The sequence below is a fragment of the Gallintestinimicrobium sp. genome, assembly GCF_046968865.1.
Lineage (GTDB): Bacteria > Bacillota > Clostridia > Lachnospirales > Lachnospiraceae > Gallintestinimicrobium > Gallintestinimicrobium propionicum.
Map to the genome: position 1 here is coordinate 1 of NZ_JBKVPW010000005.1, position 25656 is coordinate 25656.

Annotated in this window: 20 protein-coding genes, 1 tRNA gene, 1 other RNA gene, 1 pseudogene and 1 riboswitch; of the genes and pseudogenes, 14 read left to right on the plus strand and 9 right to left on the minus strand. The window is 49.1% G+C overall.

Annotated features, from left to right (window positions below; all coding sequences use genetic code 11):
- Nucleotides 1-75: 75 nt before the first annotated feature.
- The 6 genes from ACLTOQ_RS05840 to ACLTOQ_RS05865 all read right to left on the minus strand — a co-directional run bounded on the left by ACLTOQ_RS05840 (nt 76) and on the right by ACLTOQ_RS05865 (nt 6235).
- Entirely contained in the window at nt 76-1554 is a 1479-nt protein-coding gene (locus tag ACLTOQ_RS05840) for a S1C family serine protease (protein ID WP_412319055.1), read from the minus strand.
- 224 nt (nt 1555-1778) lie between these two features.
- Nucleotides 1779-2441 (minus strand): phosphate signaling complex protein PhoU, encoded by a 663-nt coding sequence (gene phoU / locus ACLTOQ_RS05845; RefSeq protein ID WP_021914954.1) that lies wholly within the window; start codon nt 2439-2441, stop codon nt 1779-1781.
- A gap of 86 nt (nt 2442-2527) precedes the next feature.
- Nucleotides 2528-3286, minus strand: coding sequence for a phosphate ABC transporter ATP-binding protein PstB (gene pstB / locus ACLTOQ_RS05850; protein WP_262585205.1), 759 nt, complete (start codon nt 3284-3286; stop codon nt 2528-2530).
- Between the two features lie 46 nt (nt 3287-3332).
- Nucleotides 3333-4229 (minus strand): phosphate ABC transporter permease PstA, encoded by an 897-nt coding sequence (pstA, locus tag ACLTOQ_RS05855; protein WP_262585204.1) that lies wholly within the window; start codon nt 4227-4229, stop codon nt 3333-3335.
- Nucleotides 4229-5143, minus strand: a complete 915-nt coding sequence (pstC, locus tag ACLTOQ_RS05860) for a phosphate ABC transporter permease subunit PstC (protein WP_412319056.1) — start codon at nt 5141-5143, stop codon at nt 4229-4231. The genes pstA and pstC overlap by 1 nt, the downstream gene beginning before the upstream one ends.
- A 147-nt stretch (nt 5144-5290) precedes the next feature.
- On the minus strand, nt 5291-6235 hold the full coding sequence (locus ACLTOQ_RS05865) for a phosphate ABC transporter substrate-binding protein (protein ID WP_412319057.1): 945 nt from the start codon (nt 6233-6235) through the stop codon (nt 5291-5293).
- Nucleotides 6236-6799: 564 nt separating this feature from the next.
- Between ACLTOQ_RS05865 and ACLTOQ_RS05870 the strand changes: the two genes are divergently transcribed.
- The 6 genes from ACLTOQ_RS05870 to ACLTOQ_RS05895 all read left to right on the plus strand — a co-directional run bounded on the left by ACLTOQ_RS05870 (nt 6800) and on the right by ACLTOQ_RS05895 (nt 15372).
- On the plus strand, nt 6800-7690 hold the full coding sequence (locus tag ACLTOQ_RS05870; RefSeq protein WP_337673051.1) for a transporter substrate-binding domain-containing protein: 891 nt from the start codon (nt 6800-6802) through the stop codon (nt 7688-7690).
- Nucleotides 7691-7721: 31 nt separating this feature from the next.
- A complete protein-coding gene (locus tag ACLTOQ_RS05875) occupies nt 7722-8423 on the plus strand; it encodes an amino acid ABC transporter permease (RefSeq protein WP_021914949.1) in 702 nt (233 codons plus the stop codon).
- Nucleotides 8413-9165, plus strand: coding sequence for an amino acid ABC transporter ATP-binding protein (locus tag ACLTOQ_RS05880; RefSeq protein ID WP_021914948.1), 753 nt, complete (start codon nt 8413-8415; stop codon nt 9163-9165). Before ACLTOQ_RS05875 ends, ACLTOQ_RS05880 begins: the two co-directional genes overlap by 11 nt.
- Before the next feature lie 193 nt (nt 9166-9358).
- Nucleotides 9359-11449 carry a type I pullulanase gene (gene pulA, locus ACLTOQ_RS05885; RefSeq protein WP_412319058.1) on the plus strand — a complete coding sequence of 697 codons (2091 nt, stop codon included), beginning with the start codon at nt 9359-9361 and terminating at the stop codon, nt 11447-11449.
- Nucleotides 11450-11461: 12 nt separating this feature from the next.
- Entirely contained in the window at nt 11462-13063 is a 1602-nt protein-coding gene (malQ, locus tag ACLTOQ_RS05890; RefSeq protein ID WP_412319059.1) for a 4-alpha-glucanotransferase, read from the plus strand.
- Entirely contained in the window at nt 13063-15372 is a 2310-nt protein-coding gene (locus ACLTOQ_RS05895; protein WP_412319060.1) for a glycoside hydrolase family 31 protein, read from the plus strand. Before malQ ends, ACLTOQ_RS05895 begins: the two co-directional genes overlap by 1 nt.
- Before the next feature lie 582 nt (nt 15373-15954).
- On the opposite strand, the pseudogene ACLTOQ_RS05900 reads toward ACLTOQ_RS05895, so the two are convergent.
- From ACLTOQ_RS05900 to ACLTOQ_RS05910, 3 genes and pseudogenes are all read right to left on the minus strand, one after another.
- Nucleotides 15955-17175 (minus strand): annotated as a pseudogene (locus tag ACLTOQ_RS05900) (sirohydrochlorin cobaltochelatase); the annotation flags it as partial.
- Nucleotides 17176-17588: 413 nt separating this feature from the next.
- A riboswitch (cobalamin riboswitch) is annotated at nt 17589-17772 on the minus strand.
- 232 nt (nt 17773-18004) lie between these two features.
- Nucleotides 18005-18077 (minus strand) — tRNA-Gly (locus ACLTOQ_RS05905).
- 181 nt (nt 18078-18258) lie between these two features.
- Nucleotides 18259-18573: a hypothetical protein gene (locus ACLTOQ_RS05910; protein WP_308728610.1), complete on the minus strand. Its 315-nt coding sequence runs from the start codon at nt 18571-18573 to the stop codon at nt 18259-18261.
- A 240-nt stretch (nt 18574-18813) separates the two neighbouring features.
- Here ACLTOQ_RS05910 and ACLTOQ_RS05915 point away from each other — a divergent pair, with 240 nt between their 5' ends.
- The 8 genes from ACLTOQ_RS05915 to ACLTOQ_RS05950 all read left to right on the plus strand — a co-directional run bounded on the left by ACLTOQ_RS05915 (nt 18814) and on the right by ACLTOQ_RS05950 (nt 25587).
- Nucleotides 18814-19707, plus strand: coding sequence for a PHP domain-containing protein (locus ACLTOQ_RS05915; RefSeq protein WP_412270061.1), 894 nt, complete (start codon nt 18814-18816; stop codon nt 19705-19707).
- 2 nt (nt 19708-19709) lie between these two features.
- Nucleotides 19710-20654: an AEC family transporter gene (locus ACLTOQ_RS05920; RefSeq protein WP_262585193.1), complete on the plus strand. Its 945-nt coding sequence runs from the start codon at nt 19710-19712 to the stop codon at nt 20652-20654.
- Between the two features lie 12 nt (nt 20655-20666).
- Nucleotides 20667-21338, plus strand: a complete 672-nt coding sequence (locus ACLTOQ_RS05925; protein ID WP_021914818.1) for an HAD family hydrolase — start codon at nt 20667-20669, stop codon at nt 21336-21338.
- A 182-nt stretch (nt 21339-21520) separates the two neighbouring features.
- Nucleotides 21521-21783: signal recognition particle sRNA large type (gene ffs, locus ACLTOQ_RS05930), an RNA gene on the plus strand.
- A 156-nt stretch (nt 21784-21939) separates the two neighbouring features.
- Complete coding sequence (locus ACLTOQ_RS05935; RefSeq protein WP_412270062.1) at nt 21940-23049, plus strand: radical SAM protein; 1110 nt, start codon at nt 21940-21942, stop codon at nt 23047-23049.
- Between the two features lie 160 nt (nt 23050-23209).
- Entirely contained in the window at nt 23210-23377 is a 168-nt protein-coding gene (locus ACLTOQ_RS05940) for a hypothetical protein (protein ID WP_412319061.1), read from the plus strand.
- Nucleotides 23378-23416: 39 nt separating this feature from the next.
- Nucleotides 23417-24937: a glycoside hydrolase family 2 protein gene (locus ACLTOQ_RS05945; protein ID WP_412319062.1), complete on the plus strand. Its 1521-nt coding sequence runs from the start codon at nt 23417-23419 to the stop codon at nt 24935-24937.
- A gap of 44 nt (nt 24938-24981) precedes the next feature.
- Nucleotides 24982-25587, plus strand: coding sequence for a nucleoside recognition protein (locus ACLTOQ_RS05950; protein WP_117959923.1), 606 nt, complete (start codon nt 24982-24984; stop codon nt 25585-25587).
- Nucleotides 25588-25656: the final 69 nt, after the last annotated feature.

The following is a 25656-nucleotide window of genomic DNA, read 5'->3' on the forward strand; positions in this document are numbered from 1 at the left end:
GGTTGCCGAGGCAACCGCGCCTCGGCGCGAGAATGTGCCAAGGCACATTCTTTTTCAGATAAGCTATTGTCAGCTTCAGTTCTGATATCCCATCGCTTTGTGCGTTCCGTTTCCTTTTTCAGGAGCGGCCTGTGTGTTGTCAGTAGACTGGCTTTCTTCAGAGCTCTGTGCGGAGGAAAGGGTGATGGTCAGCTCCTTTTCTGTATAAATGCCGCCCTCGCCGGGAGACTGTACCGTAATAGAAACCGCTTCTCCGGCTGCGTAGTACTGCAGCTTTTCTTTCAGCTCCTGACTGGTGCTGACGGTCTTACCATCGAATTTTGTGATGACGTCACCCTTGCGGATGCCGGCCGCTTCTGCACCGCTGCCCGGAGTAACGCTTGCTACATAAACACCTGCGGGGATGCCATAGGCTGCGTTGATGTTGGAATCCACGGTGATGCCTGCGATACCGATGCTGGATTTCTGGCTGTCAGCAACCTTGGTTCTGGTCGTCTCATTCATCAGCTCTTCGATGATGCTGGATACTCTGGTGATGGGGATTGCATAGCCCATGCCTTCCACCTCTGTGCTGGCAAGCTTTGCAGAGTTGATACCAATAACCTCACCCTTCATATTGACCAGTGCGCCGCCGCTGTTGCCGGGGTTGATGGCTGCATCTGTCTGGATGTAGGTAGGTGTCTCTTTTGTGGTAACAGTGCTGGAAATGAGGGCATTGCTGTCATCGGAATCCGAAGAGGAAAGGGTACGGTCTGTGGCGCTGACAATGCCGGTTGTAACGGACTGACCATAGCCGAGTGCGTTGCCGATGGCAACAACCTGTTCACCGACCTTTAAGGAATCGGAATCGCCCACTGCAGCCACTGCGATCTGGGACATTGTATCATCGGAAATGCTGGAAAGCGGAACGGCGATGACTGCCAGGTCGTTGTCGGAATCTGTACCCTTGATAGTTGCTTCATAAACGGAGTTGTCAATGAAGCTTGCAGAAAGGGTATCCGCGCCTTCCACAACGTGATTATTGGTGACAATCAGCAGCTCCGTATCGTTTTTCCCAATGATAATACCGGAACCAACGCTGGTGCTTTCTACCTCCTGAGCCTGACCGCCGTAGCCGAACATGCTGAAATAGTTCTGTACCTCCTGTACAGATTTATTTGTGATGGATACGATAGAAGGCATAACGGATTCCGCAACGCTGGAGACGTCCAGACTTCCGGAGGATGCTGCGCTGCCTGTGCTGACCGGTGTGGTAGCCTTTAACAGGCTGCTGGAAGAGCTTGTTGTCTGGGAAGAAGCGGAAGCACTTTCCGAGGATGCAGCTGTTGAAGCATTGTTCCGATAGCCTGCCGCGTAGTTGACACCCAGAAAGGTACCGGATGCAACGCCGCCAAACAAAACAGCGCTCAGTGCAATTGCACCGGCTTTTTTGGCAATGCGTGCTGCACTCGTATTTTTTTTGCGGGGACGAGTCGGTGCCTGCTGTTCCGGGGTATTGGTATAATGATAATCCTGCTCTCTGTTGTCGAAGCTCTGGTTTTCATTTTCGTACATAACTGTCACTCCTTTTCTTATTCTGCCGGCGAGCTGCCTGATCGGTATCAGTCTGCCGGGAAAAACGGTTCAGCGCAAAGATTTATGCTGAACCATTGGTCTTTCTCTTTATCTGAGAAACAGTATAAAAAGGATTTGTGAGGAATGTGTTGGAAAAGTGTGAGGATTATGAGGAAAAATTGCGAAGGAATTGTGAAAATAGCTGTTGACAGCCGGATGGAGCTTCAGAATACTTTTGTATTCTGAATGGTTCCGGTTTCCCGGAAAATTTCCCATTCGCAGATATTGACCGCATGATCTCCGATGCGTTCGAGGTATTTGGCCAGCATCAGGGCATCGAGGCTCTCTATCGCATCGGAACGATCTTCTTTTATGTGGATAACGATATCATTCTTTACCTTATCAAAAAGCTTGTCGATGATATCATCGGAAGCGATGACATCATTCGCTTTTTTCTGATCCCGGGCGACAAAGGCGCTGACTGCCTCGTGTACCATCTCCCGGGAAGCTGCGATCATTGGCTGCAGATGTCCGGAATAACGTTCCAGCTGCTTGTGATCCATCTGCTGAATCAGCTCTGCGATATCAGAGGCGTGGTCTCCAATGCGTTCGATATCCGTAACGACCTTCAGAATAGAAGAAACCGTGCGCAGATCCTGTGCGATGGGCTGCTGGGTTGTAATGAGCATCAGGCACTGAGCTTCGATGCTGCGCTCCAGGTTGTTGACATTGCGGTCATCGGCCACGATCCGCTCTGCCAGCTGCATATCCTTGTTTTCGATGGAAAAAAATAAATTTTTCAGGGAAGCTTCAACGAGGTTTCCCATTTCCTCCAGGCTTTCGGAAAGCTGTACCAGCTCTTCACTGTATAATTTTCTTGTTGTCATAGATACCTCCATTTAAAATGAAAAATCGCAATGTAATGCCTGTTTACTATGCTGGGAAAGAGAAAAACGGGTAGGGTCTGTCAGGATTAGCCGAACCGTCCGCTGATATAATCCTCTGTGCGTTTATCCTGCGGATGGGAAAAGATCTGCTTCGTATCGCCGAATTCCACCATTTCTCCTACAAGGAAAAAAGCGAGATCGTCAGAAATACGGGCAGCCTGCTGCATATTGTGAGTGACAATGACAACCGTGTATTTTTCCCGCAGGTCTGCCATCAGGTCCTCGATTTTCATTGTAGAGATCGGATCAAGGGCGGAGGTGGGTTCATCCATCAACAGGATTTCCGGTGAAACAGCAAGGGCACGGGCAATGCAGAGACGCTGCTGCTGACCGCCGGAAAGACCGAGGGCAGATTTTTTCAGGCGATCCTTGACTTCATCGAAGATCGCAGCGTTTTTCAGACTGGTTTCAACGATTTCGTCCAGCTGAGCCTTGTTTTTGATACCGTGGATCCTGGGACCGTAAGCGATATTGTCGTAAATGCTCATGGGAAAAGGATTGGGCTGCTGGAATACCATACCGGCTTTTTTACGCAGCAGAGTGACATCTACGTGGGGATCGTAGATGTCCTCGCCGTCAATTTTGACCTCACCGGTGATCTTTACATTGTCCACGAGGTCATTCATACGATTTAAGGTTTTTAAAAAGGTGGATTTACCGCAGCCGGAGGGACCGATAAAGGCGGTGATCGCTCCGGCCTTGATATTCATATTGATGTTTTTAAGGGCGTGATTTTCGCCGTAATACAGATCGAGGTTCTTCGTGCTGATTTTGATATTGCTCATGAATTCTCCATTCTGCAGGCGCTGCTGCGTCTGCGTTATCCTCCGGTTAATCGAGTTTGGAAACATCGAATTTCTTTGCGAGTATTTTGGTCAGAAGGTTGATAAAAAGGACGATGATCAGCAGGACAGCGGCAATTCCGAAGGCTGCGTCATATTGTGCCTTGGACATGCTCAAGTACAGCTGGATCGTAAGGGTTCCGCCGGATTCGAAGATTTTTTTGAAAAATCCTGCAAAGGTCTTTGGCAGAAGATAGCCGCTTCCGGCGGTGAATAAAAGGGCGGCGGATTCTCCGACGATACGTCCGATCGCAAGAATGATACCGGTGATAATGCCGGGCATTGCGGAGGGGAGCAGGATTGTGCGGATCATGTACCATTTGGTTGCGCCGATGCCGAGTGCGCCGCTGCGGTAGGTCGCAGGAACTGTTTTTAAGGCTTCCTGTGTGTTTCGCGTGATCAGGGGAAGAACCATAAGGGTCAGGGTCAGGGCGCCGGTCAGGATGGAATAGCCAAGTCCCAGGGTGGTTCCGAAAAATACCATACCAAACAGACCGAAAATGATAGAAGGAATACCGGAAAGGGTTTCTGTCGTAAATTCGATCAGCCGGACGATTTTTCCGGGCTTTGCGTATTCGTTTAAGTAGATCGCGCTGCCGACACCGATGGGAGTTGCGATCAGCAGGGTAAGGATAATGATGTAAAGCGTATTGACGATATTTCCGGCGATACCAAAGGTTCCCTTGATGGTGCTGGGAACGGAAGTCAGGAAGGAAAGGCTGATCTGGGGCAGACCTCTGAAAAAGACATAGCCCATAATCGCGATCAGTAAAAGGATGGAAAATGCCGCAGCCAGATCGATCAGAACGGTGAGAATGAGATCGGAAGACCGGATTTTTTTGTTTAAAATACTGGAGGAACCGGGGACCGTAAGCTCTGTGCTCATTACTCTTTTTCTCCTTTCAGAATTTTGTTCAGGGTCATGTTAATGATCATAATGAATACGAAGAGGACAAGGCCAATGGTGAATAGTACCTGACGGTGTAAATCTGCTGCATAGCCCATTTCAGCAACGATGGCGGTTGTCAGGAAGCGGACAGAGTGAAAGGGCAGAGGGGCGTTGACACTGCTTCCGGATACAAGGCTGATTGCCATTGCTTCACCGATCGCACGGCCGACACCGAGGACGATGGCGGTTGCGATACCGGATTTGGCTGCCGGGATCGTTACACGGAAAATTGTCTGGATCCTGGAAGCACCCAGACCCAGGGAGGCCGCCTTTAAGCTGGCAGGAACGCTGCGGAGGGCGGATTCGCTGATGTTGATAACAGTAGGCAAGATCATGATCGCAAGGACAAGCACGGCAGAAATAAGGTTTGCACCGCCGGTAAACTGATGGGTCGCAGAGCCTGCAAAGATTTTCTGCTCGAGTTTATACATTGCAGGGCACAGCAACAGGATACCGAGCAGACCGTAGATAACGGAAGGAATACCGGCGAGCAGCTCAATGGCGGGGCGGACGATTTTAGAGAGGGGCTTGGGCGCTGTTTCTGCAAAAAAAACAGCAGTCAGGACGCCGATGGGAACGCCCAGCAGGATCGCAAGGGTTGTGCCGACGATGGAGGTCAGAATGACGTATAAAATGCCGTAACTGGGATCTGCAGCGGTTGGCTTCCATACTGTGCTGAACAGGATCTCTGTAAGTCCCACCTTTGTAAGGGCGGGAGTACCATTTAAAAACATATAAACTGTAATGGAAATGACTGCAAGAACAGCGAAAAACGCGCAGATGGTAAAAATGATCTCAGCAGTTTGCTCTACCACGGATCTTGCTTTTTTATTGCCGATAATAGAATTCATAAAAATCCTCGTTTCCAGGCAGCCTGCAGAAGGCTGCCTTTAATCAAAGGTTATCCCCTATGCGGTTGTGCACAGAATACTGGAAAATGCAGGTCCGACATTGCCGGGCCTGCATCCAGCAGGGAGTGTTTTGGAAAAGAAATGTTGTCAGTCAACTGTGATCAGGCCAACGGATTTGATCAGAGCCTTGCCCTCATCGGAGGTAAGGTAATCAAACAGTGCCTGTACTTCGGTCTTCTGCTCGGAGATTTCACCTTTGGTTGCCATTACGAAAGGTCTGGACAGTGCGTAGTTGCCGGCTTTAATATTTTCTTCCGTTGCGTCTACGCCATCGAGCTTCAAAGCTTTTACGGAATCATCTACAACATCGAGAGAAACATAACCGATCGCACCGGGGGTGGAAGCAATCTTTGCCATAACGGCACCGGTGGAATCCAGTTCGTTTGCGTAAACGCAGGCATCTGCGATGTCCAGCAGCTCTTCAAACGCACCTCTTGTACCGGAGCCTGCCTCACGACCAACAACAACGATCGCCTGATCGTCTCCGCCAACCTCACTCCAGTTCTTTGTTTCACCGGTGTAGATGGAAACCAGCTGATCCTTTGTGAGATCTTCTACCTTGTTTGCAGGATCTGCAACTACTGCGATACCGTCAATTGCAACGATGTTTTCTGCGGCGCCTGCGCTCTTTTCATCGTCCTTTAAGTTTCTGGAAGAGTTACCGATGTCAACGCTGCCTGCCAGGACACTTTCGATACCTGCGGAAGAACCGGTAAACTCAGCAGTTACGGTCACGTTGGGATATTTTTCCATGAAGCTTTCTGCAACTGCATTTGCCAGCTTTTCCATGGAAGTGGAACCGGACATGCTGACGGAACCGGAAAGATCTGCATATTTGTCTGCACTGTCTGCGGCTGTGTCAGCAGCTTCAGTAGCCTCAGCAGCTGCTGTGCTGACAGCCTCGACGGGGGTTTCTGCAACTGTGTCAGCTGCACTTGCTGCAGTATCTGTTGCAGCAGTATTGCCGCAGCCTGCCAGAGTGCCAACTGCCAGTGCGCTCATTGTAAGAAGTGCGATCAGTTTGTTTTTCATAATGTTTCTCCTCCTTGATGCCGGAAGTATCCTGTTCCGGGCTGATGAATGAAATATAGTGAATGCCTGAAGCCATATGCCGTCTGCCTCATTGCGAGACTTATGATAAGTCATTTGAGCAATGCAAGATATCACGATCCGGTTAGGAATGGGTAAAGGTTGTGTAAAATGATGTCGGAGTCAAAAGCCCTGACCCGGATGCCTGTGGAGCGCTTCGAGGTGTAATACACATAAATATACATATAGAATGTATATCGGCGAATAATATACATACAGGTGAATATTTATACAAGAAAGAGGTAAAAAAGTGAATATTTTGTGAAAATTTATACTTGATTTTTAAAGGAAGTGTGATAGTATAGATGTCATGAAACGGAATTACAACGGAAAAGGAAATCCCGTTTAAAGATGTCTTTAAAAATAAATCTAAAGATAAAAGAATAAGGAGACATCAGAGGAGAAGATTGAAAAATAAGATTTTTCAATCGCGAGATTTGTGTCTGCGCGCACTTGACACAAACTCGGCATGCGCAAAAAACGTGCGCAGAAATGAGGAGAAGAAAAATGAAAATGAAAAAATTACTGACAAGCGTATTGGCAGTAGCCATGGTTGCTTCTCTGGCAGCATGTGGTTCTTCTGCATCCACAGAGACAACAGTACAGGCAACAGAGACTGCAGCAGAAAGCACTGCGGCAGAGACAGCAGCTGCAGAGACCGATGAAGCAGCCTCCACAGAAGCAGAAAGCACAGATACCGCTGCTTTTGATCTGGCTGGCAAGAAGATCGGTGTTCAGCTCGGTACAACAGGTGATCAGCTGGCAACGGAATATGAACAGAACGACGGTTCTACTGTAGAACGTTTCAACAAGGGCGCAGATGCAATTCAGGCATTAAAGCAGGGCAAGATCGATTGCGTAGTGATCGACTACAATCCCGCAAAGGCTTTTGTGGAAAAGAATGATGATTTACAGATTCTGGACGAAGAGCTTTCTTCTGAAGAATATGCAATGTGTGTCAACAAAGACAACAGCGAGCTGACTGCAAAGATTAACGAAGCGCTTACTCAGTTAAAGGAAGACGGTACGCTGGATGCTATCGTTTCCAACTACATCGGTGATGAGGCAGGACAGCATCCTTATACCTCTCCGGAAGGTGTAGACCGTTCCAACGGCACACTGGTTATGGCAACCAATGCGACATTTGAGCCTTATGAGTATTATGAGGATCAGAAGGTTGTCGGCATCGATCCTGATATCGCACAGGCTGTCTGTGATGTGCTTGGTTATGACTTAAAGATCGAGGATATGGAATTTGATGCAATCGTCAATGCAGTTGTTTCCGGCAAGGCTGATTTCGGTGCAGCAGGCATGACGGTAACAGATGAGCGTAAGCTGAGCGTAGACTTCACAGATACCTATGCAACAGCAAGCCAGGTGATCATTGTAACAAAGTAATTACAAGAGATAATCGGAAAGCAATTATAATATGGAAGATTTTAAACTCAAATTTATTGCAAACTTTATAACCGATAATCGGTGGAAGTACTTCACCAACGGATTGGGAACAACTTATGTTGTTTCCTTTTTCGCTGTTATTCTGGGCGTTGTCATCGGCGTGCTGATCGCAGTGGTGCGGTCGTCTGCAGATAAGCTGGACCGTCCTCCACTGGTGGTTAAAATTCTGAATGTGATCTGTAAGCTGTATCTGACGGTTATCCGCGGAACCCCTGCAATGATCCAGCTGCTGATCATGTATTACATCGTGTTCGGTTCTGTGGATGTCAGCAAGCGGCTGGTTGCGATTCTGACCTTCGGAATCAACTCCGGCGCATACGTAGCGGAGATCATCCGTTCCGGTATCATGTCCGTGGATCAGGGGCAGTTTGAAGCAGGCAGAAGCCTGGGACTGACCTATGTGCAGACGATGTGGTATATTATTATCCCCCAGGCATTTAAAAATGTCCTGCCTGCCCTGGGCAACGAGTTCATTACCCTGTTAAAGGAGACGTCTATCTGCGGTTACATTGCACTGACGGATGTTACGCACGGTGCGAATACCGTCAGAAGTCAGACCTATGAGCCTTATATGCCGTTGTTTGCGGCAGCTCTGATTTATCTGGTCAGCGTGAGTGTACTTTCAGCTCTGATCAGCAGACTGGAAAGGAGGATGCGTGTCAATGAGCGATAACGGACAGGAAAAACAGGTTCTGTTTGAAATCAAACAGCTCTGCAAGTCCTTTGGACCGACGAAGGTGCTGGATCATATTGATGCGACGATCCGCCAGGGTGAGGTAGTCGTTATTGTAGGTCCCTCCGGCTCCGGTAAATCGACCTTTCTGCGTTCCTTAAACCTTCTGGAAATGCCGACCTCGGGCGAGATTTTATTTGAAGGAAAAGAGATTACAGATCCGAAAAGCAATTTAAATCAATATCGTCAGAAAATCGGAATGGTGTTCCAGCATTTTAATCTGTTCGCAAATAAGACGATTCTGGAAAACATGACGCTGGCACCGATCAAGGTGTTAAAAAAGTCCAAGGCGGAAGCGGAAAAAGAAGCGATGGAGCTGCTGGCACGTGTCGGCCTTGCAGAAAAAGCAAACGCTTATCCGGCACAGCTGTCCGGCGGTCAGAAACAGCGAATCGCCATCGTTCGCTCTCTGTGCATGCATCCGGATGTTATGCTGTTTGATGAGCCTACCAGCGCGCTTGATCCGGAGATGGTTGGCGAGGTTTTAAGTGTAATGCGGGATCTGGCCCACGAGGGTATGACAATGGTGGTCGTTACCCACGAGATGGGCTTTGCCCGGGAAGTCGGCACGAGAGTGCTGTTTGTGGATGAAGGCAGGATCAAAGAGGAAAACACGCCGGAAGAATTTTTCGATCATCCGAAAAACGCGAGACTGCAGGAGTTTCTGTCGAAGGTGATCTAAAGCAGATTTTCCGGAAAAATGACAGAAAAGGATTGATTTTGTAAAAATCATAAAAAATTGATATGAAATGGAAGAATTTCAACATGCCGGGGCAGTTGCAGTTCTTCCATTTCTTTTGTTACAATAAAAAGGATAAACTGGTTATTTTATCCGCGTATTTAGAGAATGACTTTTGATCAGGAGGAGCAGGAAAATGGAAAATGTAACACAGAAACGGACGCCGGGGGAATGGAGAGAGCTGTTTTCTTCGCAGGAATTTGAAGAAGCCTATGAATATGGGGGCGATGACCTTGGGGCGGTTTATCAGACGCAGGGGACAGACTTTGCACTCTGGGCCCCGACGGCAGAGCGGGCAGAGCTTTTGCTGTATCGGGCAGGAAGCGCAGAGGAGGGTGCAGCAGAGCCCTTTGACCGGACAGAAGCGGTACGCACAGAAAAAGGCGTTTTCCGTGTGCATAAAAACGGAGATCTTTCAGGTGTTTATTATACCTGGCTGGTAACGGCGGACGGTCAGACACGGGAAACTGCAGATCCTTACGCAAAGGCCGCCGGAGTAAATGGACAGCGCAGTATGGTGATCGATCTGAAAAAAGCTGAGCCGGAGGGCTGGGACAAAGATCAGGAGAAGCTGCCAAAGGCTCCGGCACCCGTTGTCTGGGAAGTGCATGTAGGCGATTTTTCCCACGATCCCCAAAGCGGTGTTTCGGAAGAAAATCGAGGGAAATATAAAGCGTTCTCAGAAAAGGATACCTGTCTGGATGGAAATACAGGAAACCCGACGTGCATGAGCTGGCTGAAATGGCTGGGTGTCACTCATGTCCAGATATTACCGATGTATGATTATGGTTCGGTAGATGAAACCGGAAAGAAGCTCCAGTATAACTGGGGGTACGATCCGATGAACTATTTTGTACCGGAAGGCTCCTATGCGACCGATCCGTATCATGGAGAAGTACGGGTGCGGGAATGCCGTGAAATGATCCAGGCCTTGCATCGCGCGGGAATCCGGGTGATCATGGATGTGGTGTATAACCATACATTCAGCATAGACTCTGTTTTCCAGAAAACTGTTCCGTATTATTTTTACAGACAGGAGGCAGACGGCAGCTTTTCAGACGGCTCCGCATGCGGCAACGATACTGCAAGTGAGAGAAGGATGTATCGCAGATATATGATTGACTGTATTTGCTACTGGGTAAAGGAATATCATGTGGATGGATTCCGGTTCGATTTGATGGGACTGCATGATACGGAGACAATGAATGAGATCCGTGCGGCACTGGATTGCCTGCCGGGTGGAAAAGAAATTCTGATGTACGGCGAACCGTGGACAGCAGGCAAGACTGCGATTCAGCCAGGCTATGAGCAGGCGCTGAAATGCAACGCAGCCCTTTTGTCTGACCGAATCGGATTTTTCAATGATGATATTCGGGACAGCATTAAGGGCAGTGTTTTTGAAGTCAAGGAGACTGGCTTTGTCAACGGAGCAAAGGGACTGGAGACTCAGATTCGTTCCAGTGTGCTGGGATTCTGTGATGGAATGGGCGGTTATCAGCCATCGTCTGCACACCAGTCTGTTTCCTATGTCTCAGCCCATGACAATTATACGCTGTGGGACAAGCTGGTGCATACGCTGACGGACAGCATGGAGCCGGATTTTGGCGCATACAATGAAGTAGCTCTGGCGCAGAACCGTCTTGCCGCGGGAATTTATTTTACCTGTCTGGGGATTACGTTTTTACAGGCGGGAGAGGAAGCGGCGCGTACGAAATACGGTGACGACAACAGCTATCGCTCCGCGGCGAAGGTGAATCAGCTAGACTGGACCCGGATGCATGAATACCGGGATTTGGCGGAGTTTTACCGCGGTCTGATCCTGCTGCGAAAGAGTTTTCCGGCATGGAGGCAGAGAAGCCTGGAGGTGCTGGATCAGATCTCCTTTGTGGACGCACCGGAAGGCTGCGTAGCCTTTACCATCCGGACAGGGGCTGAGCCGGAGGCTGCAGCCGAAAGCGTCCTCACAGACAACGTTGCGCCCTGGCAGGAGCTGTTTATTATTTACAACGCGAATAAGGAAGCTGTGGAATTTCGACTTCCGGGCGGGAAAGGCTCTGATCCGGAACAGGAGCCTTCTGAAAATTATTTTGCCTTGGAGGGCAAGTGGCAGTTGCTTACAGATGGAACACGGTTTAAAATAAAAGAGGACACGAAATTAGAGCAGATAAAAGAGCTGGAAGGTTCTGTATGGGCAGAACCGGTGTCTATTACAATATTAGGAAGATAAGAGGGAACAGGTATGAGAACAAGCGGTGTGCTGCTTCCGGTATTCAGTCTTCCGTCTCCGCACGGGATCGGCTGCTTTTCCAAGGAAGCATATGAATGGGTGGATTTTTTGAAGCTGGCAGGACAGCAGTATTGGCAGATCCTGCCGCTGGGACCGACAAGCTATGGGGACTCCCCGTATCAGTCCTTTTCTACGTATGCGGGCAACCCGTATTTTATTGATCTGGAGGAGCTGGTGGAAGCCGGGTTTCTGACCAGAAAAGAGGTAGAAGCCTGCGATTGCGGCAAAGCGGCCAGAGATATTGATTATGGAAAACTGTATGAAAACAGAATGCCGCTCTTAAAGCTGGCATATGAGAGAAGCCTGGAGAAGCCTGACCCGAAGTTTACAGCATTCTGGACAGAAAATGCCTGGTGGCTGGATGACTATGGCCTGTTCATGGCAGTGAAGGATATTTTTGACGGAAACAGCTGGGATCAGTGGGCAGAGGATATTCGCTATCGCTGGGATAATGCGATGTGGTATTACAAGACCAACTATTCTAAAGAAATCGGCTTTTATGTATGGCTTCAGTATCTGTTTTTTACACAGTGGCAGAAACTTAAAAAATATGCCAATGATAAGGGATTGAAGATCATTGGTGACATTCCGATCTATGTGGCATATGACAGCGCGGACGTCTGGGCACATCCTGAGATGTTCCAGCTGGATCAGGAGAGAAAACCCGCCGCAGTTGCAGGTTGTCCTCCCGATGGATTTTCTGCAGATGGACAGCTGTGGGGCAATCCGCTGTATCGCTGGGATCATCACAGAAATACCGGCTATGACTGGTGGATAACACGAATCTCCTGGTGCTTTAGACTGTATGACGTTGTCAGAATCGACCATTTCAGAGGCTTTGATGAATATTTCTCCATCCCTGCAAAGGACAAAACCGCGGTGAATGGTCACTGGGAAAAAGGTCCGGGTATTGAGCTGTTTCAGGCGATCAAGGCACGTCTCGGTGAAAAACCTATTATCGCAGAGGATTTGGGCTATGTGACGGATACTGTCCGCAGAATGGTAAAGGAAAGCGGCTATCCGAATATGAAGGTTCTGGAATTTGCATTCGATTCCAGAGATTCCAGCGGCGCGGGTGATTATCTGCCGCATAATTATGAGCATAACTGCGTAGCTTATACTGGCACCCATGACAATGAGACGATCCTGGGCTGGCTGTCCAGCATTAAACCGGAAGAGATTCAGATGGTGCGGGCATACTTAAACCGTCCGACAGAGAGCAAACAGGTTTTGGCATCCGAGCTGGTTCGTACTACCATCGCTTCTGTGGCGGATACCTGTATCATTCCAATTCAGGACTATCTGGGGCTGGATAACAGCGCAAGAATCAATTTTCCGTCAACACTCGGCACGAACTGGCGCTGGAGACTGATAAAGAGTGACCTGACAAAGGCGCTGGCAGATTCTATCCGCAAGCAGAATATTGTTTACGGCAGAGTGAAGTGGGAAGATCTGCAGGAGGATGAAAAACCGAAGGATCCGGAAGAAGAAAAAGAGACAGAAACAGAACCCAAGCAGAAAAAAGACAGTTCTGTAAAGGAGGCAAAAGACTGATGGAATTCGGAAAATTATGCAGTTGGGAAAAGCAGGGGAATCGTGTCGTTTTTCAGTTTGAGAAACGAACAGGACGCGTGGAGATCCTCACACCGGAGATTTTTAATGTATTTTCGGGAGTGGTGAGTGAAGAGCATCGCTCTAAGGCCATTGAGGGAGACAAGTCTGTTGCAGTTGATTTTACGGCGGCAGAAGCAGACGGTGCAGTAGAAATTTCCACAGATGCAGTGACTGCACGGATTTACGATGATTTCAAGGTCGATTTTTATAAAGCGGACGGCACCGTTTTGTGCCGGGACTACCGGGGCAGCAGAAAGATCTGCGCCGGTCTGAGTGATGAACTGAAGGCATTAAAAGAAGCAGAGGGACACAGTGTAGAGGAGCAGCGCACGGAAGCGGTAGAGGTTGTCAAGCAGCTTGAGGGTGACGAAGCCTTTTACGGACTTGGTGATAAGACCGGCTTTATGGACAAGCGCGGCTATGAATATGTGATGTGGAATACGGATGATCCGGCTCCGCAGATGGACAATTTCAAGTCCCTCTACAAATCCATTCCGTTTTTTATTACCTTACATAAAAATGCAGTGTTTGGCCTGTTCTATGATAACACCTACAGATCCTGCTTTGATATGGGCAAGGAATCGGAGGAATATTACTGGTATGGCGCTGCAGACGGCAATCTGGATTATTATCTGATCGCCGGCGAGAGTATGCCGGAGGTGCTTGGCAATTATACTTATCTGACAGGTACGGTTCCGGTTCCGCAGAAGTGGACCCTGGGCTATCATCAGTGCCGCTGGAGCTATATGTCTGAGGAAGAAATCCGGGATGGTGTTTCCCACATGAGAGAGTGCGGAATCCCCTGCGATGCCATTCATCTGGATATCGATTATATGGATCACTACAAGGTATTTACCTGGACACCGGATAAGGAACGTTATCCGGATCCGGAAAAGATGATCGCAGATCTGGCGAAGGACGGCATCAAGATCATAACCATCATTGATCCTGGTGTAAAGCTGGAAGAGGGATATTCTGTTTACGACAAAGGTGTGGAGAACGGCTATTTTGCAACGACGCCGGAGGGTGAGATCTATGTCAATGCAGTATGGCCGGGAGATGCGGTTTATCCGGATTTTGGCAAAAAAGAAGTGCGTGACTGGTGGGGCGAGAATCAGCAGTTCCTTGTAGATAAAGGCGTACGCGGCGTATGGAATGATATGAATGAGCCGGCAAGCTTCCGCGGGGAGCTGCCGCAGGACGTTGTGTTTACCGATGAGGACGAAAAGAGCGACCACGCGAGAATGCACAACGTTTATGGTCATAACATGGCAAAGGCAACCTACGAGGGCTTAAAGCAGCGGGATAAAAGGCGTCCCTTTGTTATCACGAGAGCCTGCTATGCCGGTTCGCAGAAATACAGCACAGCATGGACAGGTGATAATCACAGCATTTGGGCGCATCTGCAGATGGCGATCCCGCAGCTGTGCAACCTTGGTATGAGCGGAATGTCCTTTGTCGGTACAGACGTGGGCGGTTTCGGCTCGGATTGTACAAAAGAGCTGATGTGCCGTTGGGTAGAGGTTGGATGCTTCTCTCCGTTATTCCGGAATCATTCCGCGATCGGAACACGGTATCAGGAGCCCTGGAGATTCGATCAGGAAACCGTGGATATTTACCGGAAAGCAGTGCAGCTTCGATATCATCTGATCCCGTATTATTATGACCTGTTCTTTACCGGAGAGAAGACCGGACTGCCGATCATGCGTTCCCTGGTGCTTCATTATGAAAAGGATGAAGTAGCAAAGGAGTGCAATACAGAATTTTTGGCAGGCCCGAATCTGCTTGCTGCACCTGTTGTAACCCAGGGCGATCGCAAGAAGATGGTTTATCTGCCTGCAGGAACCTGGTATGACTACTGGACAGGTGAAAAGATTTCCGGCGATCAGGGACAGTGGATTCTGCGGGATGCTCCGCTGGATACCTGCCCGCTCTATGTAAAAGCAGGCGCAGTGCTGCCGGTATGGCCGGAGCAGAATTACGTGGGCGAGAAGGATACCAATCAGGTGCTGATGCTGGAGGTGTATCCCGGAGAAGGAAGCTGGGATCATTTCCAGGACGACGGCGAAAGCTTTGCATACCGCGATGGTGTATACAATCAGTATCACTGCGAACTCAAAGATGGAAAGCTGACCGTAGCCTGTGTTCATGATGGCTATGAAAAGCATTATCAGCGCGTACAGGTTCATTGCCTTGGAAAGACCTTTGAGGCTGAGCTGAAGGACGGCGCATGCTGTGTAGAACTGTAAAAAACGCTCTACAGGGTTCATAGAAAACAAAAAAGACCGCAGAACGTGCACATTGTTTGTACGGGTTCTGCGGTCTTTTTGGATTCATGACATTAGAATGCACACTTTACGGGAATTCTAATGCTTGTATAAACTTAGTGTGTTTTGTCGGAGCAGGATTGGGTTTTAGTCAATCTTTACCGGGTTGGTAACGCTGACGGTATGATCGTACCATTTTCCCTTGGTTCCGATCAGGGCGAGGTCGAAGTCTTTATCCAGCGCTTTTACCGGAACGTCAAATCCATTTACTTCTTCGGTCGTGCCGTCATCGTAGGTTACGGTATCAGTGGTGGGCTGTAAAAGCTCTGCACCATCCTTTTTTGCGTCAGCAGCCTTGCCGACAAACAGGTTTACGATGTTTTTGGAGGTCAGGCTGATATGAATGGACATCTGTCCATCTTTTACAGTCAAGACACCTTTTCCGTCGTTTGCTTCATTTACATGGAACATGCCGCTGTCAGTTTTGAACTCTGCTTCATAGGTTCCATCTTCCAGGACAGCATCTGTAGTGTCAGAGCTGGATGCAGCCGATGTGCCGAGCTCTTCCATAGCAGCGTGTGTGTGGGAAACATATAAATCCTGGATGACAGGGATCTGTCCAAGACCGGCGATCTGGGTTTCAATGCTGTCAAATACGCCGGAGGCTTCGAACTGGCTCTTCCAGGAGTCATCATCGTCACCAGCCATATCATTGTTTGCATGGTCGCCGGCAACAACCATCAGAGGACGGAGAATTACTTTCTTGTAGCCTGCCTCCTGAATCTTTTCGATCACTGCTTCGCATGCAGTATCTTCAGGTTCACCCTCTACAGTGCCGATGAATACATTGTCATATCCGAGGGCATTCATCTGGTTCTGCATCTGGCTGTAACTGATTTTTGCGGTATGAGAGGTTCCGTGTCCCATGAATACGAAAGCAGTTCTGTCTTCCTTTGCAGCGTCAAGGCTTTCGTAGCCTGCAGTTTTTACTGCCTCTGCTGTAACCGCCTTTGCAACCGCTTCTTTATCACTGTTTACGGAATCGTCTGCAGAGCCTACTTCACCCAGAAGAGGCTCGGCGATGGATACGGATTCAAACTTGTCGCTGTAGCTTGCAACCGCTTCGCTCAACTCATCATATTCTGCGCCGTGCATCAGATGAGTAGGCTGTACGATCAGATTCTTTACACCGTTATCAACAGCACGCTGCAGTGCCTGATCCATATTATCGATTTTTTCACCATCCCGTGCCTGCACATGGTTGATGATGATCTGCGCAGTAAATGCACGTCTTACGGACCAGTCGGGATATGCTTTCTGCAGTGCTTTTTCGATGCCGCCGATATCCTCTGTACGGCTGTCGTTAAAGGAAGTACCAAAGCTTACAACAAGCAGTTCGTTTTCCCCGATCTCATCTGCGTTTAAGGGATCATCCTTGGAAGCGTCGCCGGTATCTCTTCCGAAATAATCGGGATCGGCGTTTTCGCCTTCTACCAGTTCTTTCTGAGCATCCGTCAGTGCATCCCATGCTGCCTTTGCTTCGGCACACTGTTCATCGGTGTTATCGTTTCTTTCCTGAACATAGATCTGGTCGATGAGGGCGGCTACTTTGTCTGCGGCTTCCTGGTCAGATTCTGCGTCAGCGGTTTCCGCTTCTGTCGTAGTTTCCTGCACAGTTTCAGTGGCGGTGGATTCCACAGCGGTTTCAGCTGTAGAGCCACATCCGGAAACCAGCGCAGCAGTCATTGACATGGATAACATCAGTACGATCAGTTTCTTTTTCATAAGTTCCTCCTTGGGAATGGGTTCGGATTGCAGAAACGACGGGCGTCGGGCAATCCGGTATCAGAGGACAATAAAATTTTGTCCCAACAGTGTGTGAATATGGCGATAAATGAGTGATACGGGAAATTTTCGTTCAGATGCCGTTGAAAAAAGAGAAGAAAGGCGAAATGTGCAAAGTTGGATCGCTGAATCAACTCCATAGAGCGGAGCCATAGCTTCGAATCTCGGAGCGCAACAAAATAAAACCAGAAGTGTTTCTGATTTTGCAGATTTCGTACTGCCAGTTTCTCGTGGCATGAATTTTCATTGTTACCGTTCACTCGTACCGTTTTGTAAGCAAAAATGAGCTGCGAAGCAGCGGAGAGCGTCGAAGACGCGGGTTTTGCGAATGTCGCGGGTGAACGGTAACTTTTCATTCCTGTACTGCGAAAGGCAGGTCTCCCGACTGAACGCTCTGACGCTTCGACTCCCTTCCCGGTCTCCCAGTGGTAATAAGCCGTCGCTTGCGAATCACGGTGACGAGTTCGCGCAGGATTTGCACCCGCTTCCCTTTTCACCAGACGCATATGGTCTGACACCTTACGCATTTATTCAATTATGCCTTATGCCAAATTATTCTAGCATTCCTATAGTTAGTTGTCAATGTAGGGGGAAGAACGAGATTTGTGTCTGCGTGCACTTGACGCAAACTCGGTATGCGCAAAAAGTGTGCGCAGAAATGAGAGGAAAGATGGAATATGATTTTCGGAACGTTGTTACTGATGGAAAATGCGAAAAATAAGCGGCTTCCGAATCCTCGGAAACCGCTTGCTTACTGACTTTTTAGAAGAGCGACAGACGGGGCTCGAACCCGCGACCTCCACCTTGGCAAGGTGGCGTACTACCAACTGTACTACTGTCGCATTTTCTCTCTCGCTGATGTATCTCAGCGACGAAATTTATAATAACACAGTTTCTTCTGCTTGGCAAGCTTTTTCGTAAAAAATTTCAATTTTATTTTGGAAGAAAATAGAATAGAAAAATTTTGGAAAAATATGCGCCGTTTTTTATTCATGACAATAGAATGCTCGCAGAGCGTGCATTCTATTGTATCTTTTCATCCGTAGCATTTCCGAAAACATCGAGCAGCGTTCCATAGCGGAAGAGCCAGACCATCTGCAGCTCGGTCTGATCGTATTCCTGCAGTGTTTTCATTACCTGCTCGGCGATTTCGGGCGTAACGCTTCGGGCCGTTTCCGGGGAAGCAGGATTACAGAGCATGTGCCAGTATTCCGGATAGGCTTCGACCCATTTGACCAGCCGCTGCTGGCGCAGTTGGTTGTAGAGCTTTGAGAGGGCGAGAATGATCTGGGCAGCGTTATCTTTTTCCAGTTCTTTGTAAAGGTCTTTCGAATCCATAGTACCTCCTAAAACAAATAGTAGGGACGTATTTATCCCTATTATAAGCAAAACAGGAGAAAGATGCAAGGCAGGTCTCAGGAAGATTCGACGGAACAGGAAAGCAGGACTTGCAGATCAAAAATCGTCATGCTACACTACGATGAGAGCATGAAAAGTGTTCAAACGGGAATCACATGACGAGGCTCCCGGTGTGGGAGCACGGATCGAAGCAAAAAGAAAAGGGGAACAAAAGAATCTATGATAACAGATCAATTCGGAAAAAAATGGTATAAAGGAAATCTCCATACTCATTCCACCAATTCTGACGGTCGTCTGTCGCCGGAAGAAGTTATCAGGCTGTATCGAGAGGAAGACTACGACTTTCTTGCCCTGACAGATCACTGGTTTATGGGAGAAGAGCGCCAGGAGGAAAATTTTCTGCTTTTGAGCGGGGCAGAATATGACGTTGGCAACAATGTCCGGGACGGCATTTATCATGTCGTCGGAATCGGTATGCAGAAGGAGCCGAAGCTGGAAAAAGGACCGGAATTACAAGAAAAGCAGGCGCAGCTGATGATCGATCGGATTCATGAAGCCGGAGGCATTGCAATTCTGGCACATCCGGCGTGGTCGATGAACCGGGCGAGCGAGGTGCGTCTGTTAAAAGATCTGGACGGCTGCGAGATTTATAATACGACGTCGGGCGTGCCGTGGAACTGTAGACCCTATTCGGGCATCATCCTGGATGAATTGGCAGCGCAGGGATATGTGCTGCCCTGCATGGCAGCGGACGACGCGCATCAGTACACAGGCGACGAAACAAAATCTTACCTGATGGTGCAGGCGGATGAGCTGAGCCGCGATGCAATCCTGGAAGCGATTGCTCAGGGGCGTTTTTATGCATCCCAGGGGCCGCGTTTTTGGATTGAGAAAAAGGATAACAGTCTGATCGTGCACAGCACGCCGGTGAAGGAAATCGTCTTTTTCACGGATGCGGTATGGTCGGACGATCGCGCGACAGTCGGGGAATGCGTGGAAGAAGCCGTTTATGAGATCCAACCGCATGAAACGTTTGTAAGGGTAGAATTAAAGGATGCTGTAGGGAACCGGGCATGGTCGAACTTTTACCTGACCGGAAAGGCGGTTTTATAAGAATGGAAAATCTCCTTTTTTGTCTGAATGCGACGGTACCGATTTTTCTGACGATGATGCTGGGGTGTCTGTTTAAGAAAATCGGCTGGATAGACGAGCTTTTTACAAAACGCCTTAACAAATTTGTCTTTCAGGTGGCTTTGCCGGCGCTTCTGTTTGAAGATCTGGCGACAGTTGACCTTGCGGAAGTCTGGGATATGGGTTATGTTGCGTACTGTTTTGCTGCAACATTTCTCGGAATCGGGATCTGTTACCTGATTTCCCTCTTATTAAAGGATAAATCCATTCAGGGCGAGTTCGTGCAGGCGTCTTACCGGAGCAGCGCGGCGCTGATGGGAATCGCGATCATTCAGAACATTTATGGAAACGCCGGAATGGCGCCGCTGATGATTATCGGAACCGTGCCGCTTTACAATGTGATGGCAGTCGTTATTCTGTCGATTTTAAAGCCGGAGCGCGGAAAAGTGGACAAGGCGCTGCTTTTAAAGACAGGAAAGGGAATTGTAACAAACCCGATTATACTCGGTATTTTAGCCGGTATGATCTGGTCGGGACTGCGCCTTCCGATGCCGAAAATTCTGGACAAAACGGTTTCCAATGTCGGCGTTCTGGCGACCCCGCTTGGTTTGATGGCGCTGGGTGCTTCGTTCGATTTAAAGCAGGCTGCCGGAAAAATCAAACCGGCGATTGTTGCAACCTTTATCAAGCTGATCGGTCTGGCGGCAATTTTTCTTCCAATTGGCGTGATGCTCGGCTATACACATGAGCATCTGATTGCTCTGATCGTGATGCTCGGCTCTGCCAGCACGGTGAGCTGCTTTGTTATGGCGAAAAATATGGGACACGACGGCACGCTGACATCCAGCGTCGTTGTTTTGACAACATTGTTTTCTGCGTTGACGATGACTGGATGGCTGTTTATTTTCCGGACAATGGGACTGGTGTGATGGAGGATTAAAATGAAAAAGCTGGAAGCGGTAATTTTTGATATGGACGGCGTTCTGTTCGATACGGAGCGAATGAGCTGCGAATGCTGTTTTGAGGCGGCAAAGCAGCTGGGACTCACGCTGGCGGAGGAAGCAGTCTATGGCGGCTGCGGACGAAATGAAGCATCACTTCGCAGACATATTATGGAGACGGAGGAGCCCTGGTATCCGAATGGAACCTTTCCCTATGAAAAATATCGGGAACGGTTTATGGCGTTGTTTCAGGAGAGTCTGGAACGGGAACTTCCAATTAAAAAGGGTGTAAGGGAGCTGCTGGAATATCTGAAGGAAAAGCAGATCAAAACGGCGATCGCATCGTCTACGAAAGGCCCGCTTGTCAGAAAGCATCTGGAGCGCACCGGCCTTAGCGGATATTTTCAGGAAATTGTTTCCGGTGATATGGTGGAAAAAAGTAAGCCGGAGCCGGATATTTATTTAAAAGCCTGTGAGGTAGTCGGCGTTTTGCCGGAAAATGCGATGGGAATCGAGGATTCTTTTAACGGAATCCGTGCGGTTGCGGCTGCGGGAATGACGGCGGTTATGGTGCCGGATATGGTACAGCCGGACGAGGAAATTCGTCAGATTTATGATTACTGTGTGCAGGATTTGCTGGAAGTGAAGGAACTGATCGAACTGCTCGCGTAGAGTAGAGAAGTTCGGTGCAATGCAGCATGGAGGGTACAGTTCACCTGTAGCATTTGTAGTACAATAGAATACGCACTCCGCAAACATTCTATTGTCGCGAATCGCCTCTTCTTTTGCAGACGAAGCCATGAGTGAACGGAATCTCATTGACAAATCTCAGGAAAATGATTATACTGTAACCACCGTGCAGCCGGGGGAGCAGCGGCCCCCTGAACCTGAAATCCGCTATAGCAGGGGTGATGGTACGCCGAGGGCTTTTGGCTCATATTGCTGCCCTTTACAAGTGGCGATGAAGTTTGGGTCTTGCGCAACGGGTGTCTGTGAACCGTGTCAGGTTGGGAACAAAGCAGCACTAAACAGAAATTCCCGTGTGCCGCAAGGGTGCCTGGCGGAGTTAACTGTAAAGGTAACGGATATGGGTTTCGGTTCGAAGCGTGCCGCACGGTCTTTGAAAAAGAGAACAGTCTTTCGGGAGAAGCCCGGAAGAATATGGGCGTCCGGAGGAAGAGAATTTCTCCGGGCGTTTTTTAGTTATAGTTCACTCGTTTTTCATTCCCGGGAATGGAATTGTATCAAGACGAAGAGAAAGAGGAAATAAAACGTGGAAACGATCAAAAAGGATAACAGCGGGACGCTACCGTTGCCGGAAAATCTGGAAAAGCTGCTGACAGACTGCACACTCTGTCCGCGTAACTGCCACGTCAATCGTATGGCGGGGCAGATCGGCTACTGCCTGCAGACGGGGACGCTGCGGGCGGCAAGAGCAGCGCTGCACTACTGGGAAGAACCGTGCATCTCGGGCACGGCAGGTTCGGGTGCAGTGTTTTTTGGCGGCTGCTCGATGCGGTGCGTGTTTTGCCAGAACCATGATATTGCGGCAGGAGAAGCCGGACGGGAAATTTCGGTGGAACGGCTGAAAGAAATTTTTCTGGAACTGCAGGAAAAGGGCGCGAACAACATCAACCTCGTGACACCGACGCATTTTGTACCGCTGATTGTTCCGGCGCTGCGGGCGGCAAAGCGGGAAGGATTGCGGATCCCGATTGTATACAATACCTCCTCTTATGAAAAAGTCAGCACGCTGCAGCTGCTGGACGGGCTTGTGGATATTTATCTGCCCGATCTGAAATATGAATCTGCAGCGCTTTCCGGGCTGCTTTCGAATGCGCCGGATTATTTTGAAACAGCAACAGCGGCGATTGCAGAGATGGTCAGACAGGTCGGCGAGCCGGTTTTTGCAGCGCCGGATGGGACGCTGCTTTTAGCGGCGCAGATGAATGATGCATGTGAAGAAGCCGACGAGGACGCAGAATTTTTAATGAAAAAAGGCGTTATCGTGCGGCATCTCGCCCTGCCGGGACAGGAGGCAGATTCGAAGAGAGTGCTTTCCTATCTGTTAAAAACCTATGGGGAGCGGATTTATATCAGTCTGATGAATCAGTACACGCCGATTCCGTCTGTGCTGGAGAAGACGCTGCCAAAGCTTACGCAGAAGAAGTTGGCGGCGCCAGAGCCCTTGCGGGAGAAAAGCGCAGCGCAGCCTGAATCTGCACAAGCCTGCCTGACAGGTCTGCAGCGCCGTCTGACGGAGGACGAATACGAAGCTCTGATTGATTTCGCGATAGAAAACGGAATCGAAAACGGATTTATTCAGGATCAGGAAACGGCGCAGGAAAGTTTTATTCCTGCATTTGATGGCGAGGGCATCTGACGGAAAAAGAGGATTGTGCAATTTTACAGGGATTTATGGTGTTTTCTTGATTGTTCGGAGGCCTGTGTGAGTGTATTCTGAAAAAGAACAGATGCCTGAAAATATTCCTTTTTCAGGTACAACAACAGAGCAGGGATTTATAAAAGGAGGAACTATCATTATGAACACAATGCCCAGACCGGAGCATCCGCTTCCTCAGTGGGAAAGAAGCACATGGAAAAACTTAAACGGAGAATGGGATTTTTCTTTCGACTTTGGTAAAAGCGGCGTAGACCGTTGTTTTTATGAAAAGAAGGATTGGGAGAAAAAGATCATCGTTCCGTTTTGACCGGAAAGCGATCTGAGCGGAATCGGCTATAAGGATTACATGGATGCCGTATGGTATCATAAGACCGTAGAACTGACCGAAGTGGAGGTAAAAGGACGCGTTCTGCTGCATTTTGGCGCGGTGGATTATGATATGCGCGTATGGATCAACGGAACAGAGGTTGGACGGCATAAAGGCGGTTATACCTCTTTTACATTCGATATCACGGCTTATGTACAGGCCGGTGCAAACGATATCGCCGTATACGCAGAGGACGATTTGAGAAGCGGCAAACAGCCCCATGGCAAACAGAGTGGGCTCTACTATTCCCATGGCTGTGAATACACCAGAACCACCGGTATCTGGCAGACGGTTTGGCTTGAGTTCGTGCCGGAAAATTATGTGAAAAAAGCACGTTTCTTTCCGAACGTGGAAGCAGGCACGATTACGATCGAAGCGGTGACTGTCGGCGACGGATCGTTCTGCGCAGAAGCGTTTTATGAAGGAAGACGCTGTGGCCAGGCGGAAACCACAACTGCTGGCGGAAATGTTGTTGTGACGCTGCCTCTTTCTGAAGTGCATCTGTGGGAGGCTGGAGCAGGCAGACTGTATGATTTGACAATTACTTTTGGGAAAGATACTGTTCACAGCTATTTCGGACTGCGCAATGTCACAATTTCCGGGGAAAAGGTGTTGATTAACGGAAAATCCGTGTTCCAGAGACTCGTTCTGGATCAGGGATTTTATCCGGACGGCATTTATACCGCATCTACCGATGAAGCACTGGAAAACGATGTGAAGCTGTCGATGGCAGCAGGCTTCAACGGCGCGCGTCTGCATGAAAAAGTGTTCGAGCCCCGTTTCCTGTATCATTGCGATCGCCTGGGCTATCTTGTATGGGGCGAGCAGGGTAACTGGGGGATGGATCCGAGCGCACCGGATGGATTGAAAAACTTCCTGCCTGAATGGATGGAAGCGGTTGAAAGGGATTTCAATCATCCGGCGATCATCGGCTGGTGCCCGTTTAACGAGACATGGGATTATGAAGGGCGCAAGCAGGATGACGACCTTCTGGCAATTGTCTATCGGATGACGAAGCTCTACGATACGACCAGACCATGCATCGATACCAGCGGCAATTTCCATGTTATTACTGATATTTACGATCTGCACGACTACGAGCAGAACCCGGAAGAGTTCGCAAGTCATTATGAGAGCTATGCAAAGGACGGCATTCTGGCATGGGATAACCATGCGCCGAGACAGAAACAGATTGTCGGTATTCCGGTATTCATCAGCGAGTACGGCGGCATCAAGTGGGATGTTGAGGGCGTGAATAAGGACAGCTGGGGCTACGGCGACGGACCCAGAACCGAGGAAGAGTTCCTTGCACGTTATAAGGGTCTGACGGATGTGCTTTTGGACAATCCGAAGATGTTCGGCTTCTGCTACACCCAGCTGTACGATGTAGAGCAGGAAATGAACGGTCTTTATACCTATGGCAGAAAGCCTAAATTCGATATGGAAATTATCCGTAGGATCAACAGCCGCAAAGCTGCGATCGAGGAGGGAGAGGCATAACGCTTTCCTGTTTTGCATAGGCTGAAAGAAAAGCGGGTAACGCGATGCTGAATGCAATCTGGGCAGGAATGATTGTTCTTGGAATCTTATACGGAGCTTTTACCGGCAATCTGGAGGCGGTGTCCAACGCCGCCTTGGAAAGTGCCGGGGAAGCTGTGGATTTATGTATTACGATGTGCGGGATCATGGGACTTTGGACAGGTCTGATGAAAATCGCACAGCAGGCGGGGCTGATTGCTGCATTGACGCGCGGCATCAGCCCTTTTGTGTCGTTTTTATTTCCCCGGATTCCGAAAAATCATCCGGCGCGGGAGTCAATTTCCACCAATATTGTTGCAAACGTCCTCGGACTTGGCTGGGCGGCAACTCCGGCGGGCTTAAAGGCGATGGAGGATCTTGCACAGCTGGAAGAAAAACGGAGACAGACGGGGTATCTGAAAAACGTTCCAAAAGATACGGCGAGCAATGAAATGTGTACGTTTCTGATTTTAAATATTTCGTCCCTGCAGCTGATTCCGGTCAACATGATCGCCTATCGCAGCCAGTACGGAAGCGCCAGCCCCGCCGCAGTGGTCGGTCCTGCGGTGCTGGCGACACTTGTCAGTACGTTTGCGGCAGTGATTTTTTGCAGGGTGATGGATCGGAGATAGATTGTTGATATAGCATTTGGATACTGAACAGAAGCATAGTTTGCAGGCGGGCAGTCATACATCGTTCGA

What these genes read in the sequence shown, in the direction of transcription:
- ACLTOQ_RS05950 (WP_117959923.1), top strand. Translation starts at nt 24,982, where the DNA reads ATGCTGAATGCAATCTGGGCAGGAATGATTGTTCTTGGAATCTTATAC.
- ACLTOQ_RS05910 (WP_308728610.1), bottom strand. Translation starts at nt 18,573, where the DNA reads ATGGATTCGAAAGACCTTTACAAAGAACTGGAAAAAGATAACGCTGCC.
- ACLTOQ_RS05870 (WP_337673051.1), top strand. Translation starts at nt 6,800, where the DNA reads ATGAAAATGAAAAAATTACTGACAAGCGTATTGGCAGTAGCCATGGTT.
- ACLTOQ_RS05925 (WP_021914818.1), top strand. Translation starts at nt 20,667, where the DNA reads ATGAAAAAGCTGGAAGCGGTAATTTTTGATATGGACGGCGTTCTGTTC.
- ACLTOQ_RS05915 (WP_412270061.1), top strand. Translation starts at nt 18,814, where the DNA reads ATGATAACAGATCAATTCGGAAAAAAATGGTATAAAGGAAATCTCCAT.
- ACLTOQ_RS05895 (WP_412319060.1), top strand. Translation starts at nt 13,063, where the DNA reads ATGGAATTCGGAAAATTATGCAGTTGGGAAAAGCAGGGGAATCGTGTC.
- malQ (WP_412319059.1), top strand. Translation starts at nt 11,462, where the DNA reads ATGAGAACAAGCGGTGTGCTGCTTCCGGTATTCAGTCTTCCGTCTCCG.
- phoU (WP_021914954.1), bottom strand. Translation starts at nt 2,441, where the DNA reads ATGACAACAAGAAAATTATACAGTGAAGAGCTGGTACAGCTTTCCGAA.
- ACLTOQ_RS05940 (WP_412319061.1), top strand. Translation starts at nt 23,210, where the DNA reads ATGAACACAATGCCCAGACCGGAGCATCCGCTTCCTCAGTGGGAAAGA.
- ACLTOQ_RS05875 (WP_021914949.1), top strand. Translation starts at nt 7,722, where the DNA reads ATGGAAGATTTTAAACTCAAATTTATTGCAAACTTTATAACCGATAAT.
- ACLTOQ_RS05840 (WP_412319055.1), bottom strand. Translation starts at nt 1,554, where the DNA reads ATGTACGAAAATGAAAACCAGAGCTTCGACAACAGAGAGCAGGATTAT.
- pstB (WP_262585205.1), bottom strand. Translation starts at nt 3,286, where the DNA reads ATGAGCAATATCAAAATCAGCACGAAGAACCTCGATCTGTATTACGGC.
- ACLTOQ_RS05880 (WP_021914948.1), top strand. Translation starts at nt 8,413, where the DNA reads ATGAGCGATAACGGACAGGAAAAACAGGTTCTGTTTGAAATCAAACAG.
- ACLTOQ_RS05865 (WP_412319057.1), bottom strand. Translation starts at nt 6,235, where the DNA reads ATGAAAAACAAACTGATCGCACTTCTTACAATGAGCGCACTGGCAGTT.
- ACLTOQ_RS05920 (WP_262585193.1), top strand. Translation starts at nt 19,710, where the DNA reads ATGGAAAATCTCCTTTTTTGTCTGAATGCGACGGTACCGATTTTTCTG.
- pulA (WP_412319058.1), top strand. Translation starts at nt 9,359, where the DNA reads ATGGAAAATGTAACACAGAAACGGACGCCGGGGGAATGGAGAGAGCTG.
- ACLTOQ_RS05945 (WP_412319062.1), top strand. Translation starts at nt 23,417, where the DNA reads ATGGATGCCGTATGGTATCATAAGACCGTAGAACTGACCGAAGTGGAG.
- pstA (WP_262585204.1), bottom strand. Translation starts at nt 4,229, where the DNA reads ATGAGCACAGAGCTTACGGTCCCCGGTTCCTCCAGTATTTTAAACAAA.
- pstC (WP_412319056.1), bottom strand. Translation starts at nt 5,143, where the DNA reads ATGAATTCTATTATCGGCAATAAAAAAGCAAGATCCGTGGTAGAGCAA.